Origin of the sequence: Paenibacillus humicus NBRC 102415 (assembly GCF_004000905.1) — a bacterium.
Lineage (GTDB): Bacteria > Bacillota > Bacilli > Paenibacillales > Paenibacillaceae > Paenibacillus_O > Paenibacillus_O humicus.
This window is the reverse complement of the sequence record NZ_BIMD01000037.1, coordinates 1-18923: the sequence shown is the minus strand read 5'-3', so window position 1 is coordinate 18923 and position 18923 is coordinate 1. Positions and strand designations below refer to the sequence as shown.

At 60.3% G+C, this 18923-nt stretch carries 14 protein-coding genes; 7 read left to right on the top strand and 7 right to left on the bottom strand.

Going from position 1 to position 18923, the window contains the following annotated elements; translation table 11 throughout:
• Nucleotides 1-119 precede the first annotated feature (119 nt).
• From PHU01S_RS19045 to cls, 5 genes are all read right to left on the bottom strand, one after another.
• Entirely contained in the window at nt 120-581 is a 462-nt protein-coding gene (locus PHU01S_RS19045) for a DUF2188 domain-containing protein (RefSeq protein WP_048748146.1), read from the bottom strand.
• Nucleotides 582-613: 32 nt separating this feature from the next.
• The gene (locus tag PHU01S_RS19040) at nt 614-1162 is read right to left on the bottom strand and encodes a general stress protein (RefSeq protein ID WP_021878620.1); all 549 of its coding nucleotides are present in this window, start codon (nt 1160-1162) and stop codon (nt 614-616) included.
• Between the two features lie 116 nt (nt 1163-1278).
• The gene (locus PHU01S_RS19035; RefSeq protein ID WP_127509259.1) at nt 1279-3366 is read right to left on the bottom strand and encodes an ATP-binding protein; all 2088 of its coding nucleotides are present in this window, start codon (nt 3364-3366) and stop codon (nt 1279-1281) included.
• Nucleotides 3367-3379: 13 nt separating this feature from the next.
• Nucleotides 3380-4438 carry a cobalamin B12-binding domain-containing protein gene (locus PHU01S_RS19030; protein WP_127509256.1) on the bottom strand — a complete coding sequence of 353 codons (1059 nt, stop codon included), beginning with the start codon at nt 4436-4438 and terminating at the stop codon, nt 3380-3382.
• Nucleotides 4439-4539: 101 nt separating this feature from the next.
• Nucleotides 4540-5985: a cardiolipin synthase gene (gene cls, locus PHU01S_RS19025; protein WP_021878623.1), complete on the bottom strand. Its 1446-nt coding sequence runs from the start codon at nt 5983-5985 to the stop codon at nt 4540-4542.
• Nucleotides 5986-6284: 299 nt separating this feature from the next.
• On the opposite strand from cls, the gene rpiA reads away from it, so the two are divergent.
• On the top strand, nt 6285-6965 hold the full coding sequence (gene rpiA / locus PHU01S_RS19020) for a ribose 5-phosphate isomerase A (protein ID WP_127509253.1): 681 nt from the start codon (nt 6285-6287) through the stop codon (nt 6963-6965).
• A gap of 10 nt (nt 6966-6975) precedes the next feature.
• Nucleotides 6976-8163: an undecaprenyldiphospho-muramoylpentapeptide beta-N-acetylglucosaminyltransferase gene (gene murG, locus PHU01S_RS19015; RefSeq protein WP_127509250.1), complete on the top strand. Its 1188-nt coding sequence runs from the start codon at nt 6976-6978 to the stop codon at nt 8161-8163.
• Nucleotides 8164-8373: 210 nt separating this feature from the next.
• Here the strand turns inward: murG and PHU01S_RS19010 are convergent, their stop codons facing one another.
• Nucleotides 8374-8676: a hypothetical protein gene (locus PHU01S_RS19010; protein WP_164763119.1), complete on the bottom strand. Its 303-nt coding sequence runs from the start codon at nt 8674-8676 to the stop codon at nt 8374-8376.
• Nucleotides 8677-9114: 438 nt separating this feature from the next.
• Here PHU01S_RS19010 and PHU01S_RS19005 point away from each other — a divergent pair, with 438 nt between their 5' ends.
• Nucleotides 9115-10068, top strand: a complete 954-nt coding sequence (locus PHU01S_RS19005) for an L-lactate dehydrogenase (protein ID WP_049868430.1) — start codon at nt 9115-9117, stop codon at nt 10066-10068.
• Between the two features lie 133 nt (nt 10069-10201).
• Nucleotides 10202-11512, top strand: coding sequence for a deoxyguanosinetriphosphate triphosphohydrolase family protein (locus PHU01S_RS19000; protein ID WP_127509243.1), 1311 nt, complete (start codon nt 10202-10204; stop codon nt 11510-11512).
• Between the two features lie 933 nt (nt 11513-12445).
• On the opposite strand, the gene PHU01S_RS18995 is transcribed toward PHU01S_RS19000, so the two are convergent.
• Nucleotides 12446-14707 carry an MMPL family transporter gene (locus PHU01S_RS18995; protein ID WP_127509239.1) on the bottom strand — a complete coding sequence of 754 codons (2262 nt, stop codon included), beginning with the start codon at nt 14705-14707 and terminating at the stop codon, nt 12446-12448.
• A gap of 189 nt (nt 14708-14896) precedes the next feature.
• On the opposite strand from PHU01S_RS18995, the gene PHU01S_RS18990 reads away from it, so the two are divergent.
• From PHU01S_RS18990 to PHU01S_RS18980, 3 genes are all read left to right on the top strand, one after another.
• On the top strand, nt 14897-15559 hold the full coding sequence (locus PHU01S_RS18990; RefSeq protein WP_021881967.1) for a TetR/AcrR family transcriptional regulator: 663 nt from the start codon (nt 14897-14899) through the stop codon (nt 15557-15559).
• Between the two features lie 71 nt (nt 15560-15630).
• A complete protein-coding gene (locus PHU01S_RS18985) occupies nt 15631-17904 on the top strand; it encodes an ATP-binding protein (protein ID WP_049868434.1) in 2274 nt (757 codons plus the stop codon).
• Nucleotides 17905-17972: 68 nt separating this feature from the next.
• Nucleotides 17973-18923: YhgE/Pip domain-containing protein (locus PHU01S_RS18980; protein ID WP_164763118.1), on the top strand; the 951-nt coding region annotated here is incomplete at its 3' end.

Genomic DNA, 18923 nt, shown 5'->3' with positions numbered 1-18923 from the left:
GGGGGACTCATTTCAAGCCGCTTTAACGGACTTTCATTTCAATTCGCTTCAAGTGAACGGTCACATCCATCCGCAGAAGCGGCATGGCCTGGAGCCCTGCGCTCCAGCACCCTGCCCGCTCAGGAGTAGTTATGGGATGTCTCCACCGTTCCGTCGGCCCGATGGACGATGGCGCTGCCGCCGCGGTCGGAAGCCGACTTCCTGGCGGCCTCCACCGCCTCTGCCTTGGTGGAATAGGTGTCGCCTTTGTCCGCGCCGGCATCCTTCACCATCCATTCCCCGTCGTGAGGAACGACATGCTGGATGGAGCCTCCGGTTTCGCTGCCGCGCTGTCCGGAACGGCCTTTCGCATCCGAATCCTTCTCCCGGCCGTCGCGCTCTTCGGATTTTTCCGCATGTCCGCCTCCGCCGCCGGGATGCTCCTCCGCCCATTTCTCCGCCTGAGAAGTGGCGATGGCAATCGCCCGGCCCTCCTCGTATCCATCCTTCAGCAGCGCGTTGGCGATCTCCACCGCTTTGTCCCGCACCCGCTTGTCGAGATTTTTCATCGACGGCGGATAATCGTTTTTAGCCCATGGCATCCTCATGCACCTCCGCTTGAAAAATAATCGATCTAAACGATCGTGACGTCTCCCGCACCCGGACGTCCCGGATCGTTGCCGGCATCAAGCTTATGGGTGCGGATCGCTCCGGCGCGCTCCATGATGCCCAGGATGTCTCTTGCATCATGCCGGTCGCCTTCCGCAAACACGAGAATGCGGCCGTCCTTCACCTCGTTCTGGAACCGCTCCGCTTCGCTCTCCGGGAATCCCATCCCGACCAGTCCGCCGACGATGCCGAGCGTGCTGGCTCCGACGGCAGCGCCGCTGATCGCGGCGACGATCGGCCCGGCAGCGAGCAGAGGCCCGATCCCGGGAATCGCCAGCGCTCCAAGACCCGCGAGCAGGCCGACCGCCCCGCCCGCCAGCCCTCCCGTCGTCACGCCGGCGGCAATGCCTTCCGGAGCCATCGTTCCCGATTCGTCCATCATGCCCTCGTAGCGTTCCTTGTCCTGGGTAAGCACCGACAGCTCGTCCCGCTTGAAGCCGGATGCCTGAAGCTCCTCGATTGCTCGAAGAGCATGATCGTCATCGCGGAATACTCCCGCATATCTTATCGTCACGTCGCTCGCCTCCGATTTTTCTGCCCGGTTTCCCTATCGGCCGGACGGGAATTAGGATGTCTTCTTCGTCCTTCTTACCCGGAGCGGAGGAGGCGGAATCGGGATCGGGCGGAAAATCAGGCTTCGAGCAGCTCCCGGATCTCCCGGCAAGAAGCCTCCAGCAGCCCTTCAAGGCGCTCCGCTTCAGGACCGTAGCTGCCGGCGGAATATCTCGCCTTCTGCTCCAGATCGCCTGCAAGGCGGGCAAGCGCGACAAAGCCGATGCTCAAGGAAGCGGATTTGATATGGTGGGACAGGAGCTCCACCTGCTCATGGTTTTCTTCAGCGGCAGCCCGCCTCAGCTGCTCGACCTTGGCGGGTGTGTCCTGCTCGAACAGAAGCACGAGCTCCAGCAGCATGCCGACATCGTCGCCGCTCCACGGAAGAGGAGCGATGTCCGCCAAAGTATCCACGCTGACGAGCTTCGGTTCGTCCGGCGCCGTGTTCGGCGGGGCGAGCGGGCGATGTCCCATCGCGTCGGGCAGCCAGCGGAGCAGAATGCCCGCCAGCTTCTCCAGCGTCACCGGCTTGGCCAGGTAATCGTTCATCCCTGCGCTGATCGAGCGGTCGCGGTCGCCGATCATGGCGTTCGCCGTGAGCGCGATGATCGGCACTGCCGCCATCTCCTCGCGGGCTTCGAGCTTGCGGATTCGGCCTGCCGCCTGGAAGCCGTCCAGCAGCGGCATCTGGTTGTCCATGAGGATGAGGCGCGGCTCATGCTTCTTCCACAGCTCAACCGCCTCCTCGCCATTGCCTGCCGCAATGACGTTGCTGAAGCCGAGCTTGCGCAGCTGCAGCATCGTCACATGCTGATTGACCGGATTGTCCTCCGCCAGCAGGATTACGGTCGCGGTGTCCTTGCCGGCAAGCCCGTCGACGGCCGTCGGCCGTCCCGCCGAATCCGCTGAGCCGCGCTGCTGCTCCTGCTGCTGGAGCTCGACCTCGACCCAGAACTCCGAGCCCTCGCCCAAACGGCTGTCGACCCCGATCTGGCCTCCCATCATTTCAACGAGATGTTTCGTGATCGATAAGCCGAGACCCGTGCTGGAGAACTTGTTCGTCAAGGAGCTGTCGACCTGGTAGAAGGGCGTGAACAGTCTCCTGGCATTCTCCTCCGATATGCCGATTCCGGTATCCCGGATCTCGATGCGGATCTTCTGGCGCCCGCCGCTGCGGGAAAGCAGGTAGAGACGCACTTCGATTTCACCGTCCTGGGTGAACTTGACGGCATTGCCGACCAGATTGATCAGCACCTGCCGGAAGCGGCCGGCGTCCCCGACGACAGGCGTATGGATGCGCGGATCGATATAACAGCGCAGGGAGTCCTGCTGCAGCTGCGCTCTGGACTGCAGCAGCTGCATCGTGTGCTCCAGCGCGGCGCGCAGGTCGAACGGCGCCGTTTCGAGCTGCATTTCTCCCGCCTCGATCTTGGACAGATCAAGAATGTCGTTGATGATGGTGAGCAGCAGCTGCCCGGAGTCCATGATGATGGATACCGACTCCCGCTGCTGCTCGGACATCTCCGACTGGGAAAGCAGCTCGCTCATGGCGATGATTCCGTTCATCGGAGAGCGGATCTCATGGCTCATCGTAGCCAGGAATACGCTCTTCGAGCGGTCGGCGTTCTCGGCGTTCTCCTTGGCCAGCTTCAGCTCGATGTTCGTTTTGGCCAGCTGGCGCTGCAAGGAGACGAGCTCATTGTTCAGGGCGGAGAACTCGTCGAACGTTCTCATCTCCTGCTCCATCTTCTCCACGATCTGATTGGAGAGCTTCTTGATCGTGTCGCGAAGAGTCACCATCTGCTGGTTGTTGATCTTCATCAGCTCATCGTAAAAGAACGAATACCCCGGGTTGTACGTGGAGCCGACGACGAGCAGATGGTCGTCGAAAACGCCCCCGTTGAAATAAAAAAGAACCGGCCTGTCTTCCAGGGTCAGGTTCAATTCCCAATTGAAAATCGCCTTTTCCTGATCAAGCCGGTTTAGAAAGTCGTGAAATTTAAGAGCGTTCATTTCGTCCATCACGGAAATCACATGGCCGCCCCCGCTCAAGCGAGCGGAAATGCCATAGTCGTCTCTGACGATGGTCGAAATTCTTCCTGTGCGGCTGCAGAGAAGGGAGATGACCTTCTGGTCCGTCTTCGGAGCCGCATTGATGCTGTCCATGAACTCACCGCCTTCATCGTTTCGTCAGCTCTCCTGCCTTGAGCACGGATTCCTCCGCGTCGCGTCCATATCCGTCCGCGCTTACTTTCTCCCATAATTCAGGGTCGATATTGAATGGAAACCCTCCGACAAGGATCCGAATCCCGTCGCATTCGGGATCGCGCCGCACCTCGGCGATCAGTTCTTTGACCAGCCCGACGTGATAGGTCATCGTGCAGGAGATGGCCAGCACATCGGCTCCGTACTCCTTGAGGGACCGGATCAGAGGCCCGATCGGCATGTTGGCTCCGACGTAGTACGTATCCCATCCGTTCAGCTCGAAGATATCCGTCACCATGCGCAGTCCGATCTCGTGCAGCTCTCCGCCGACACAGGCCGCGACCAGCTTCTTTCCCTTGCGGGAATGATGGAACAGATAGGGAAACAATTGCGACATGATCAGCTGGGTGGCGGCGCTGCAGTAATGCTCCTGGGCTACCGTCAGCCTGCCGAGCTGCCAGAGCCTGCCGATTTCGTATTGCGACTTCTGGAAAATCTCCAGGTAGATCGTCTGAAGCGGCATCCCGCCGTCGACAAGCCCCATGATGAGGCGGCTGGCTCCGCTCCGGTCTCCTTGCAAAAGCATGGATAAGTAAGCCCGCGCTTCGTCGGCTGCGGCGCTGCTGTCCAGATGGGAGTCCGTCAGCTCCGCATCGGTGTCCAGCTGCCTCAGAGCAGCATCGATATAGGGAGAGACGAGCTCGTAGTCGCGTTTCTCCAGGTGTTTGCCCAGAACGTTTTGAAGACAAAGCATATTGATGTACAGGTCCTCCGTGGAAACCTTATATTGAATCAGCAGCACCCGAAGCCAGGTCATATAGCTGGAGAACAGCAGCGGACTCTGGAGGCTCACGCTTTCGACCAGATACTTCAGGCTGTAGCGGGTGTCCTCAAGCGTCTTCTCGTGGCCGATCCGGCCAAAGCGCTCCGCCAGACCGGGCTGCCTCTCGTACTGAAGCCTTACGATTTCCTCCGCCAAAAAGCTCTCGCCATCGAGGATGGCTCTGCTCGCTTGCGCAGCGTCAACGGACATCGGTCATCACTCTCCTTGGGTGTGGATAGGGTCGGAGCGGCGGGCCAGCGACCTCTATTATACCACACTCGGCTGGATGGCCTTTTCAAAGCATCCAGTTTCTACAAAATGGGAGAAAGCAGCCGGCTGACCGATTCCTTGAATTTGTGCCAGGCGGAACGGGAATCGTAGTCTTCCAGGGAAAGCTCCTTGCAGTGCAGCAGATCGTCCTGGAAAATGCGCTGAAGCCGCTGAGCCGTCGCGGAATCATAGATGAAGGCGTTGACCTCGAAGTTGAGCTTGAAGCTGCGGATATCGATGTTGGCCGTGCCGACAGAGGCGATATTGCCGTCAACGACAAGGGTTTTGGCATGCAGGAAGCCGTTGCCGTACTGATAGCATTTCACCCCGGCGGACAGCAGCTCCCCGAAATAGGAATGCGACGCCCAGTAGACGAAGAAGTGGTCCGGCTTGTTCGGCAGCATGACCTTGACGTCCACGCCGGATATCGCGGCCATCTTGAGGGCGTTGAGCAGGCTGTCGTCCGGGACGAAATACGGAGTCTGGAGCATGACCGATATCTTCGCCGCGTTGATCATCTTGATGTAGCCGTTCTTGATATGCTGCCATTCCGAGTCCGGTCCGCTGGAGACGATCTGCATGCCGACGGTGCCCCCCGATGCAGGGGCCGGATAGTAGCGGGAGTCCGTCATGAAAGGCTTGGAGGAGGCGAGGCTCCAGTCCAGCAGGAACCGGCCTTGCAGCTGGGCGACGACGCTGCCTTCGAGGCGCAGATGGGTATCCCGCCAGAAGCCGAATTTCTTCACCTTGCCGACATACTCGTCGCCGATGTTGAAGCCGCCGATGTAGCCGATTTTGCCGTCGATGACGACAATCTTCCGATGGTTGCGGTAGTTCAGCCTCGGGTTGATGAAGAAGATGCGGGACGGGAAAAACGCTCCGACCTGCCCTCCGGCCTTCACGAGCATGCGGAGGTACTTCTTGTTGAGGCGGATGCTCCCGATATCGTCGTAGATCAGCCTCACCTCCACCCCTTGCTCGGCCTTGCGGATAAGCGTGTGCAGGATGCGCTTGCCGAGTTTGTCCGCCCGGATGATGTAGTACATCAGATGGATATGCTCCTGCGCCGCTTCCAAGTCCCGCAGCAGGGCATCGAATTTGGTCTCGCCGTCCGTGAACACCTCGACCTCGTTGTCCTGCGTGTACAGCGAATCGCTCGACACCAGGTTCATGTAGATCATATCCTGGTAATACGTCATGAGCGGGTCATTGAACGAATAAAGCCCGTTCTCGACGATCCGCTGCTGCGTCTTGAGCCGCTGGCGGGCCGCTTTCAGCTGGCTCAGCTTGAACTTGTAGATTTTGCGGCGGCTCAGGTTCTGTCCGAGGAGCAGATACAGGACGAATCCGACACCCGGCAGGAAATAGAGAATCATCAGCCAAGCCCATGTGGCCGCGATATTCCGCCGCTCGAGGAAGATGACGGTGACGGCCAGAATCAGGTTGAGAATATAAAATACGGAGTAGGCTTGCTGAAAATAATGCAACTCGGCACCTGCCCATCTATGAAATCGCTTTGCTTGTCAGCTTCAGTATACCAGACTTTCCGCATCCTTTTTCCATTGATTAGGGCGATCTCCATGCAAGGCCCGCCTTTCATTGACAATGCCGGGCATACGGTCTATTGTGCGGAGAAGAGCGCAAGCGTCTCCCCTGCCGCCCCTTCCGGGGCGGCGGATGACGGCGCCGAACAGGCGGACGCCGCATCCGGGAGCACGTTGGATGTAAGCCAGCGAATATGAGAACGATGCCGCATCGGCGGCATCCAGCCATGGGAGGCAGGATCATGAACCACAAGCAGGCGGCCGGGGAAAAAGCGGCCGGGGAAGTAAACAGCGGCATGAAGGTCGGGCTCGGTACCGGCTCGACCGTCTACTACACGATTTTGGAGCTCGGAAGACGCGTCAAGGAAGAGGGCCTGGAAATCATCGGCGTGCCGACCTCCGAAGCGACGGACAAGCTCGCCCGCGAGCTCGGCATTCCGCTCGGCGAGCTGTCCGAGCTTGAGCCGCTCGATCTGACGATCGACGGCGCCGACGAGGTGAACGGAACGCTCGATCTCATCAAGGGCGGGGGCGGAGCCCATTTCCGCGAGAAGATGGTGGCGGCTGCCTCCAGGAGGCTCGTCATCGTCGCCGACGAGTCGAAGGTCGTACCGGAGCTCGGACCTTTCCGGCTGCCTGTGGAGGTCGTGCCCTACGGCTGGAAGTCCACCCGGAAGCGCGTCGAGGGGGCCGGCTGCTCGGCGGTGCGCCGGGAACGCGGCGGCGAGCCTGTCCGGACGGACAACGGCAACTACATTCTGGATTGCGACTTCGGTTGCATCACGGATCCGGGCGCCCTGGACGGCAAGCTGAAAAGCCTGCTTGGCGTCGTCGAGACCGGCCTTTTCGTCGGCATGGCGGATTCGGTCTATGTAGCCGGTCCGGACGGCGTCCGCGTTCTTCGGCGCGGAACGCCGGCATAAGGATCTCTATATGAAAATCATTATCGACAAAGACACCCCCGCCTCTACGAAAACAACGGGAGACACAGCCCGGCCGGAGCAGGAAAAGCGTTCGGAGCCGCTCCGTACGGCGCTCTCCGGCAAGAAGATCGTTCTCACCGGAGGCGGCTCGACCGGCCATGTCAGCGTCAATCTCGCGCTTATCCCGGGCCTGCTCGCGGACGGCTGGAAGATCGACTATATCGGATCGGCAGCCGGAATCGAGCGGGAGCTGATCGAGCCGCTGGACGGCGTCGCCTACCACGCCGTCTCCACCGGCAAGCTGCGCCGCTATATCGACATGAAGAACATGACGGATGCCTTCCGGGTCGTCAAAGGCCTGGCCCAGGCCGCCGCCCTGCTGCGCAGGCTGCGCCCGGACGTCGTCTTCTCCAAGGGCGGGTTCGTCTCCGTTCCGGTCGTCATTGGAGCGAAGCTGAACCGGATTCCCGTCATCATCCATGAATCCGACGTTACCCCCGGGCTCGCGAACCGGATCGCGATGCCGTTCGCCTCGGCGGTCTGCACGACCTTCCCGGAGACGGCGGCCTATATCCGCAAAGGTCCGGAGATCGTGCAGGCCGGAGCTCTCGTGCGTCCGGAGCTGCTGCAGGGCGATGCCGCCCGGGGCAGGCGGCTGTGCGGCTTCTCCGCAGGCAAGCCGGTGCTGCTCGTCATGGGCGGCAGCCTGGGATCGAGGCGCATCAATGAAGCCGTCCGGGAAGCATTGCCGCAGCTGCTGGAGCAGTACCAGGTGGTGCATCTATGCGGCAAAGGACAGCTGCCTGAGGGCAGCCCTGTGAATGACGGCGCAGGCTACCGGGCATTCGAGTATTTGTCGGAGGAGCTGCCGGATGTGCTGGCGATGGCCGAGCTCGTCCTATCCCGCGCCGGCTCCAACGCGATCTTCGAGCTGCTGGCGCTGCGGAAGCCGATGCTTCTGGTTCCGCTGACGCTCGCCCAGAGCCGCGGCGACCAGCTGCGCAACGCCGCGTCCTTCGAGCAGGCGGGCCTATGCCGAGTGCTGCAGGAGGAGGAGCTCACGGCGGCGTCCTTGCTGGAGCATCTGTCCGTCTTGGAAGAGCAAAAGGCGGATTACCGCGAACGGATGGCCGACGCCGCTCCGGCCGACCCTTTGCCGCTCCTGCGAGGCATCATCGACCAAGCGGCTCGGCAGTAAGCCTCTTATCGAAAGTGCTTCCGCAAGACGATTCCATGACAGACCAAAGAGCCCGTTCCCGCTCGAAGGCCGCTAAAAAAATGTCGCTGCGTGCGCGAATCGTTCTTCCAATCGCTGTTGTCCTTCTCCAGAACGATTCCGGACCCTCCGCTTGTTTTTTTTCAGCAGCCCGCTCGCTTGCGGGCTCTTTTTCATTCCGAAAGGACGGCTTCAGCTTTCCTTGAGACTTTTGCACAGGGCATGGACAGCAAATAACAGCAGCCCGCCTGCAAGCGAAAACCGGATCAGGCCGATGAGTTGCCCAGAAGTAGCGCTGAAAGCATAGAGATATGATGTGCCCGAGCTGCCACCGCCCAAAACCGTCGTCAGTTTATAAAGGGCATATGCCGCATTGAACAAAAGCAAATGATAGGAAAGGGATAAGGCGGCAAGACCTTTATCCCTGCTTTTGCCGAAGGCGGCCGCAATCATGAAGACTGAAAATACAAGTACAAGCCCGTAAAGAAATCCCATCCCGCACCTCTCTTCTCCCTTTGACCTCCTGCCCTGGACGATCGATTGCATCATCCCTTGGAAAGGGCTGTGCAAAGGCTCTTTCTCTTTCTTTAGACGTTCATACAGCCGTTTGGTTGTTCTTCGGCTTTATTATTCTAACGGCGAGAAACTGGCGCGCCTCCTGCCCGATATCGGCAAGCAGGCGGATCAAACCGATTTCCGATCCCTGATCAATCCATGTCTTTCGTCCAAATGGAATCGCCGCAGGCGGAACAAAATAGGATACGTGGGGAGGGAGCAAGACGAAGGCATGCACAGCAACCAAAAACGGCTTCCCGAAGCTCTCGAAGCTTTATGTTAATTTCCCTGACGTCTTATTGACACAGAAGCCATATATCCTTCATATTGTGATTCATAGCAGTTATCGTGCTCAGGCAAGCGGGAGGAGCGGGGGATATGGTCAACAAGCTCAGGAAAGCAGCCATTGTCGGAGTGGGCCATGTAGGGGCGAGCTGCGCGTACGCGATGGTGAATCAGGCGGTATGCGACGAAATCATGCTGATCGGCCGAAACCCGAAGCGGACGCGGGCCCAGGCGCTCGACCTCTCCCATTGCGTCGACTTCAGCCATTCGCGGACCAAGGTGTACGACGGCACCTTTGAACAATGCGGCGATATGGATATCATCCTCCTGTGCGCAGGGGGCAATCCGATTCCGGGCGGAACCCGTCTCGACCTGCTTGAATCGGCCTATGAGCTGCATGCGGACATCATCGGCAAAATCATGCAGAGCGGCTTCGACGGCATCTTCATCGCCGCCACCAATCCGGTCGACATCGTCACTTATATCGTCTGGAAGCTGTCCGGCCTGCCGCGGGAGCGGATCATCGGCAGCGGCACGTCCATCGACACGGCCAGGCTCAAGACGCTGCTCTCCGAGGACTTGCCTGTCGACCCCCGAAGCGTGCAGGGGTACATCATGGGCGAGCACGGCGAATCGCAGTTCCCGGTATGGTCGCATGTCACGGTCGGCGGCAAGCCGCTGGCCGATATCATCGGCCAGTCCCCCGGGCGCTTCGGCCATATGGACATGGAGGAGATCGCCCTGCGCACGCGCAATGCAGGGTGGGAAATCCTGCACGGCAAGGGCTCCACGCATTACGGCATCGCAGCGGCCCTCACCTCGATCGCCCGTTCCGTGCTCAACAACGACCACCGCATCATGGCGGTATCGGCCGTGCTGGACGGCGAATACGGGCAGCGGGATATCGGCATCGGCGTACCGGCCATACTGGGGCGGAGCGGCATCCAGGAAGTGCTGGAGCTTCGGCTCAGCGCCCAGGAGCAGGAACGCTTCGAACGCTCCTGCTCCATTATCCGGGCCGCCATGGATACGCTGCCTCCCTGGTAGGAACAAGTTGCCGGGATGCCCCTACCTTCCTCCGCTTCCGCTATGCTACAATTTTCGCAATACCGCAATCAGCAAGCGGGATCCGGCAATTGCCGAATCCCGCTGGACATGGCAGCCAAGGGGGAACATAAACATGGATATCAGGCATATGAGGCTGGACGAACCGGCCCCGGCCACCTTCAGCGAAGAAAGAGAAGAATACGAGCGCGACTACGCCCGTCTTATCCAGTCCCCGGCGTTTCGACGGCTGCAAGGGAAATCGCAGGTATTCGGCGCCGGCTCCGGAGATTACTACCGGACACGCCTTACCCATTCCCTGGAGGTGTCCCAGATTGCCCGCGAAGCAGCCCGCCGGCTGGCCAAGCATTATCCGTTCGTCGAAAAGGGAGAGCATCCCGGGCTCGTCGTCAGTCCCGCCGTGGTGGAATGCGCGGCTTTGGCTCACGATCTGGGGCACCCCCCTTTCGGCCATCGGGGAGAAGAAGTGCTCAATCGCCTGCTGCAGGAGCAGTACGGCATGAAATATGAAGGCAATGCCCAAAACTTCCGCATTCTCATGTTCCTGGAGAAGCGCGCCGGCAGCGGCAGCGGGCTCGACCTGACAGCCGCGGTGCTGCTTGCCGTCAACAAATACCCTTTCTGCCTCGATGAGCCCGGCCGCCTCAAGGGAGTGTACGCACCGGAATGGGAAATCATTTCCGAGCTGCGCCGCAAGTGGGACATGCCGACAGGCGAGACGACGCTGGAGACGCAGCTGATGGATTTGTGCGACGATATCGCCTACTCCACCCATGACATCGAGGACGGCATCCGCGCTGGCAAAATCGGCATGAACCGGACCTTCTTCGAAAACGACCGGCTCCACGAGCATCTCGTTCAGGAGATCGCCCATGACGAAGGAAATCGGGGCTTTCGCTGGGATGAAGTGGACATCCCCGTCATGGTTCGCCGGGTGCTGGACGATTTCCTGGCTCAGTGGGAAGAAATCTACCAATCCACCGGCCGCGAGTCCTCGCGCACGCGCAGGGAAATCAAGGCCAGATGGGTAAGCACCTTCGCAGGCCGCATCGGCATCATCGACGACGGGGGCTGGAAGCGCGTCACCTTCGTCCGCGATGGCGCGCAGGATCTGGATCTGCTCCGCACGATGGAGATCCTGAAGAAGCTGGCCTGGGTAACGCTCGTCAAGGACTTCCGCGTCCAGCGGCTGCAGCTGCGCAGCGAGATCATGGTCCAGCGGTTATGGGAAAGCTTTGTCGATCCCGCCATGGGCCGCTTGATCATTCCTCCCGATTGGCTCGAGAATTATGAACGCCATTCGGGCAAATGGAGCTGGCCGCGCTTTGTGGCCGATTATATATCGGGCATGACGGACGCTTATGCGGAGAAGGTGTACGCCGAGCTGTTCGCCAGCAAGTCCGGCTCCATCTATGAAATGGATTGATGACGGCCAGAGATGGCTGCAAGCCCGACAAGGTCAGTCATGAGCTCGGGCGCCGCGCGCTCCTCTGCCTCCCTTTTTGACTGCAAGTCCAATCTTGATTCCAACCACAAAATCCTAGCTGAGACGCAGGTGTATAAATAGAACAACTGGGTACTTGTAGAACTTCGAACTAACTGGGTAAACGTAGAACATCCAACTACCTGGGTACACATAGAACGCTCAACCAACGGGGTGAACATAGAACTCCAACAAACCAGGCGCTCGCAGAATGTCCAACTACCTGGATGCTCGATGAAAGCCACCTGGGTGCTCATTGAACTTCCAACTCCTTCGATTTGGTCTTTCGCTCTTGCTGACAATCCGACCTTCAATACCAATCCTAGCCGCACGAGCTCTGGCTGCGCTTAGATGCCCCGACTGAACAAAAAAAACAGCCGAGCATTGCTATCGGACATCAGATCCGTTATTTCCTCGAAAATCGCTGATTCTCGGATTTATCGGACATCAGATCCGTTATTTGATCGAAATTCGCTCCGTAAGGCGATAAATGGCCAAAATAGCGGATCCTATGTCCGATAAATAAGCAAAAGACCTCTTTGCAGGCAAATAACGGATCCTATGTCCGATACTTGCAGGCAAGAGGTCTTTTGTTGTTTTGTCGGCGACATGCGTATGCGGCCTGTCTGAACAAAACCGGTAAAAAGAGCGGCGCCATAGGCCACATGGTGGCCCGCGGCGGTATTCCTCTGTTCAAGGCAATGTCCGCCATGGCCGGCTTCCATGTCTCTAGCTTCGCTTCGCCGCTCCGGCTGCCCGGCTCCCACCGCCCTAGTCTCGTTTTGGCTCCCACAAGCCTCGCTGCGGCTAACCCTGCAGCCTCGCTGCGGCTACCCCGCCAGCCTCGCTGCGGCTACCCCGCCAGCCTCGCTGCGACTACCCCTGCCGCCCAGCTTCGGCCGTTCCGGCATCCGGAACCTGCTCCGCAGCGGTCCGGTGCAAGCCCGCAGGCCAGAACGCCCAGCGGCCCAGCAGCGCGGTAAGAGCGGGAACGAGGAACGGACGCACGATGAACGTATCGAGCAGGACGCCCAGCGCCGTAATCAAGCCGAACTGAAGCAGCACCTGGATCGGCAGCGTGGCCAGCACGGCGAACGTGCCGGCAAGAATGAGTCCGGCGGATGTAATGACCGGCCCGCTCTCGTTTACGCCCTCGGATATGGCTTGGCGGAGCGGCATATGCCGCCTCTTTTTCCAGATGCCCGACACCATGAAAATGTTGTAGTCCTCGCCCAGCGCCACCAGGAACACGAAGGCATAGAGCGGAATGGCCCCTTGTATCGCGTCGATTCCGATCGCCTGGAGGACGAGCCAGCCGAGCCCGAGAGCGGAGAAATAGCTGAGGATGACGGTTCCGATCAGATACAGCATGGCGGTTGCCGAGCGCAGGTAGACAAGCAGCAGCAGCGCGATGAGGCCGATGACGACCGGAATGATCAGCCTTGTGTCCGAGGCTTGCGTCGCCCGGGTGTCGTATTGGACCGCCGTCTGGCCGGCAATCCAGACATGGCCTGCCGGATCGGCGGCTCCCGTTCCGGCGAGAGCGCTCTCTGCCAATCTCCTCATCTCCGGAATGCGGTCCATCGCTTCGAGGGAATACGGGTTGAGGCTCAGCTCCACCGTCCAAGCCCGGATGTCGGGATCAACGGCTCCCTGCTGCGGCTGGGACACGGAGGCTACATAAGGCTGGCTCTTCAGCTCATTCGCGAAGCCGTCCATGCCGCCTCGTCCTTGCGTGTCCGCGATGATGGTGACGGGAGCCAGCTTCCCTTCGGAGAACTGTTCTCCGATGAGGCGGAAGCCTTCTCTGGACTCCATATCGGACGGGAACGAGGAAAGAATGTCGTACGTGAACTTCACCTGAGAGCTGACGGCAGCCAGGGAGCCGAGCAGCAGCAGGGAGATTCCGGCTACTTTCCATGGATGCCGGACGACGAGACGCCCGGTGAGTCCGGAGCGCCGGCTGCTGCGCGGAGAAGGCGCGGGCTTGCCCCGGCGTGCTGCCCGCTCCGCCGCCATCGCCGGCGTCCGCGGCACGAACGGCCAGAAGGAGCCGCGGCCGAGAATCGCGAGCAGAGCGGGAACAAGCGTCAGGCTGGCCAGCGCCATGACGAGAATCGACAGGCTGAACGGCACGGCGAACCGGTGAACGCCGCCGAAGCGGGCAAGCAGCAGCGTCAGCAGCGCGATGACGACCGTCAGGCCGCTCATCGCGATTGCCCCGCCGGCGTCGGATACGGCCTTGCGCAGCGCGGCCGCCTTGCTCTCCTCCTCCGTCAGCAGATGGCGGTAGCGGCTGATCAGGAACAGGCAGTAGTCCGTCCCTGCGCCGAACAGCAGCACCGTCATGATGGAGACGGCTTGCGAGTCGACATCGATCCAGCCCTGCGAGGCCATATACCCGAGGATCGGCCCCGTCACTCCGTAGGCGAAGCCGACAGCCAGCAGAGGGATGAGAGCCAGTACGGGGGATCGGTAGATGACGAGCAGGAAAACGAGCACCAGCAGCACCGTGGCGATCAGCAGAGAGACATCGGCGCTGCTGAACAAGGCGGTGGCATCGACCGCGATGCCTGCGGGCCCGGTCAATCGGGCGCTCGGCACCGAGGAATCCGCCGCTGCGGACGCAGCCGCGAACACGTCCTGGCCGCCGGCCAGCGCGTTGATCCGCTCCCGCAGCTCCAGCGTGCCTTCCTTGAGCTCCGGCGTGCCGGCCTCCGGCTTGAACGTCACGGCCCAGACGAGCGTACTGCCATCCTGCGACAGCTGCGCCCTCAAGGCCGGCGCCGGCAGCTTGTCGAGCGGCACCGCCGCCTGCTGATGGGCGACCGGCCGCGCCGCCACATCCGCCGACGCTTGCCGGATCAGCTCGAGATCTCCGTCGCGGAGTCCGCCTTCCCGGTGCCATACGACCAGCGCCGGCGTGCCGTCGTTCGAGGCGAATTCGCGGCTGAGCACCTCCTCTGCCTGAACGGAAGCGACATGCTTGCCGAAGTTGGGCGCGTTCTCGTCGACCTCGCTCCTTACGCCAGGAAGAAGCAGGCTGAGCAGGGCGGCCATCACGATCCATGCCGCCAGCGTCATCCACTTGCTCCGCCTGCCGGCGACAGCTTCCATCCATCGGTTCATAAGCCTCATCCTTTCGGTTCTAGCATTCCGCCCCCGGTATGACCCCGAGCACGAAATCATGATAAAATAAGCTAGCCCGACTCGAAATGCATGATCGGGCAAACAAGATAACAGCCAAAGGAAAATCCTGTTTTCATTATATATACCGTAGGGTTAATTTTCAACGGATACCGATTTTCATAGAAAGGAGAGCTTCTTTTGTCAAAATTTTCCCATGCCGATTCCGATAAAGAAGGAACGCGCCGCGCGCCGGGCCGGCCGAAGGCGGAAGAGCGCGGAACTCCCGTCCGGGACCTCGTGCTGCAGGCCGCATCCGTCCTGTTCATGGAGCAGGGCTACGAGGCCGTATCGCTGAACCAGATTGCCGAGCAGTGCGGCGTCACCAAAGCGTCGGTATACTATCATTTTACGAGCAAGCCGGTCCTGTTCACCGCCTCCGTCACCGATATGCTGCGCAAGGCCAAGGCCGGAACAGAAAGGCTGCTGGAAAGCGGCGGATCGTTGCGGGAGAGGCTGCTCCGCATCGCCCAGGTCCGGCTGGCCCGAAGCCAGCATGCCGAGTTCGAAACGCTGATGCGGGAAGCGTCCCACTGGCTGACGGCGGAGCAGAAAAATGAGATCCGCGAAGCCGAGGACCATCTCCACCAGCTTCTTGCCGTCCATTTCCGCAAAGCTGTCGATGCCGGAGAAGTAAAAAAGGGCAACCCTCTCCTGATGGCTCATCTCTATACCGCCCTGCTGATGATCGGCAACCGGGAAGCGGCGCAAGGGATGTACGGCTCCATCGACGAGCTGGCCGATCAGATGATGGATCTATTCTGGTCCGGCATCGATTCCGAACGTACGCAAGAGAAAGCGTGATGGTCCAAATCGTCTGCCGGCACCCGATCCTGAAGGTCATCTTGGCTATGTGAGGAGAGAAAAAGCAGGACATGTCGATCAAACTGAAGCTATCCGCTCTCATATCGTCAGTCGTTGTCCTGATTCTGGCATTGAACCTGCTCGTTTTCTCCCTGTATTCGACCGGGCAGCAGGACAAAGCGGTCGAGCAGCAAATCCGTACGGCCGCCGATCAGATCCGCTTCTCCATGACGCCGACGCTGCGGACGGCTTATTACCTCGATGCCGCCGTCTCGGAGCGGATGCGTGTCGCATCCATTGCCGCCATCGGCCTGCTGGGACCCCGCTTGGCCGACGTCGCCCCATCCACCCTGCTGGAAAGCGCGGCCAAGCTCAACCTGAGCTCCCTCTCGCTCGTTCAGCGCGAATACGGCGGCAAGATTGCAATCAAGGCCTCGTCCGATTCCGATCTGGAGGGCAAGACGATCGGCTCCGACAGCCTCAACGGCAAGGTCGTCAGCGACCTGATCGGCAGCAGATACGCGTATGTCGACCGGGGAACGAGCCTCCAGAACTACTGGTGCGATTCGCTCTTCTACTCCGAGAGAGGCTACAAATCCAAGCTGAGCTTCTATTACGACGGAACCGCCGACTACGTCGTGCGGATCTCCTACAATGTGCAGCCGATGGTCGACAAGCTGACCCCGATCCAGGACAACAGCAGCATCGACGATATGATTCTCGACTCGCCGGGTCTGGTCGAAATTACAGGCATCAATGCGGATCTGGTGCCCGGTTCGGACAGCGGCCAGCCTTCCGAGCTGCAGCAGGCATTTCCGGACAACGCCATGGAGTTCGGGTCATACCGCTATGTCGACAGAGAGAACGATTATGCCTTGATGGAAAAGGCCAGCCAGACAGGCCGGCCGGTGTACAACAAAACCGAGCTGCTCGGCAAAAAGCTGCTGCGGGGCTATATCCCCTTCAATGTAGACTCCATCCGCAGCTACGTCATCATCGTTTCCCTGGATACCTCCTTGTACGGAGAGTCGCTGAACAAGCAGTTCTTCCTGCTGCTCGCCATATCGATCACGCTGCTGATCGTCGCCATCTCGGCCAGCTACCTGATCTCCGGCGTCGCCTTGCGGAAGCTGAAGCTCGTCATTCGAAGGGTCAACGCGGTGGCCAAGGGAGACTTCAACAAGCCGATCCGCCTCAGCAGCAACGACGAGATCGGCGAGCTGGCTCAAAGCGTCAACCTCATGGCTTCCAATATGAGCGCATATACGAGCAGGCTCAAGGAGTCGGCGGAGGAGCTCCGCCACACCAAGGAGCATCTGGAATCCCTCGTCAGGCATACGAAGGACGCCATCCATACGTACGGCCTCGACGGGAGGCTCATGAGCGCGAACCGCGCCTTCGAAACGATGCTGGGATGGTCGGAGCAGGAGCTCATGGATGATCGTTCGCCTGCCTCTTTCCCACCCGTGAACGAGGAGGAAATACGCCGAATGATCGCAAGCGTGCTGAATGGGGTCGCCTATATCGACGCGGAGACCACGCTCGAGACCAAATTCGGAGCCCGCATCGACGTGAGCACGACGGCCTCGCCGATTCGAGACCATGACGGGACGATCGTCGCGGTATCCTGCATTTCCCGGAACGTGACGAACCGCAAGCATACCGAAGAGCTGCTGCGGCGGACGGAGAAGCTCTCCGTCGTCGGACAGCTGGCAGCCGGTGTCGCCCACGAGATCCGCAATCCGCTGACGACGCTGCGCGGCTTCGTGCAAATGCAGATGGAGGGCAAGGAGCTGAGTCCGTACTTCCTGTCGATCATGCTTTCGGAGCTGGACCGGATCAACTTCATCGTGAGCGAGTTTCTTGTGCTGTCCAAGCCCCAGGCCAATCATTACCACAAGCAGCGCATCGCGCCGATGCTGGAGGATATGGCGCTCCTCCTGGAGCCGGAAGCCAATCTGTCCGGAGCCGCCATCGAGCTCAATCTGGATAGCGGCCTCCCCCCGATTCTATGCGAGCCGAACCAGATGAAGCAGGTGTTCGTCAACGTCATCAAAAACGGCATCGAGTCCATGGCGGAGACGGGCGGCGTGCTGAAAATCGGCTTGCATCGGGACGATGCCGGATATGCCGTTGTCACGGTCGAAGACCAGGGAAGCGGAATTTCCGAGGAAGACCTGCTTCGTCTGGGCGAGCCGTTCTTCACCAGCAAGGAAGGCGGCAACGGGCTCGGGCTCATGGTCAGCCAGCGCATCGTCAGCAATCATAAAGGCACATTCGCCATCCGCAGCCGTATCGGCCATGGAACTGTCGTCCGCATCAGCCTGCCCGTCCTCTCCGAATGATCCTCCCGCTCTCCCGGGATACTAGGCACAGACAAGCTGCTGCCGCAGCATCTGGGAGGGCGGAAATCATGAAAACGATAGTCAGCATTGCCGCAGAGGATTGGCGGCGGATCGGACGGAACTGGACCGCCTGCGTCATCCTGGGAGGCCTCGCCCTGCTCCCCTCCTTGTACGCCTGGTTCAATATTCTCGCCTCGTGGGACCCGTACGGACGCACGTCCGAAATTCCGTTCGCCGTCGTCAACGAGGATGCCGGATACCGGCTCAGTCCGGCGCTTGGCGCCGCAGCGGGTGGAGAATCGGGCGGCATGCTCCGGGCCGGCGACGAAATCGTCAAGGCGCTGCGCGCCAATCCTTCGATCGGCTGGCATTTTGTCGGCGGGAAGGAAGCGCTGGACGGCGTTCGGGACGGCACTTATTATGCCAGCATCCTCATTCCGCCGAACTTCTCCGAGCGGATGGCCAGCATCCTCTCGCCCAAGCCGCTGCGGGCGGAGATTACGTATACCGTCAATGAAAAAATCAATGCGATCGCTCCCAAGATCACCTCTTCAGGAACGAATACGATCATCAAGAATTTCACCGAGCAATTCTCCGAAACGGTGAACGGCACGATCTTCCGTCTGTTCAACGAGCTTGGCACCGAGCTCGAACGGGAACGGCCGGCGATCGAGCATGCGGAGCAGCTCGTGTACCGGCTGGAGAAGGAGCTGCCCGAGGTGAACCGGATCGCTGCCGTCGCCCGGAAGGATCTGGGCAAGACCGCCCAGCTCACGGCGGAGGCGCAGAAAGCGCTCCCGTTCGCCGAGAAGCTGACCCGGGAAGGCTCCCGCTTCGCGGACGGAGCCGGGACGTTCCTGCAGCACGGCAGCGAGGCGCTTCAGGCGGTATCTCCCGCCGTGAAGCAGAATTTGCTGCTCGTGCAGCAGGCTGCGGCGGCGCTGGAGGCAGCCGCAGCCGAGCTTGGCGAAGGCGGCGCGGACAATTCCGCCCGCGCCGCCGAAGCTCTCGCCGCAGCG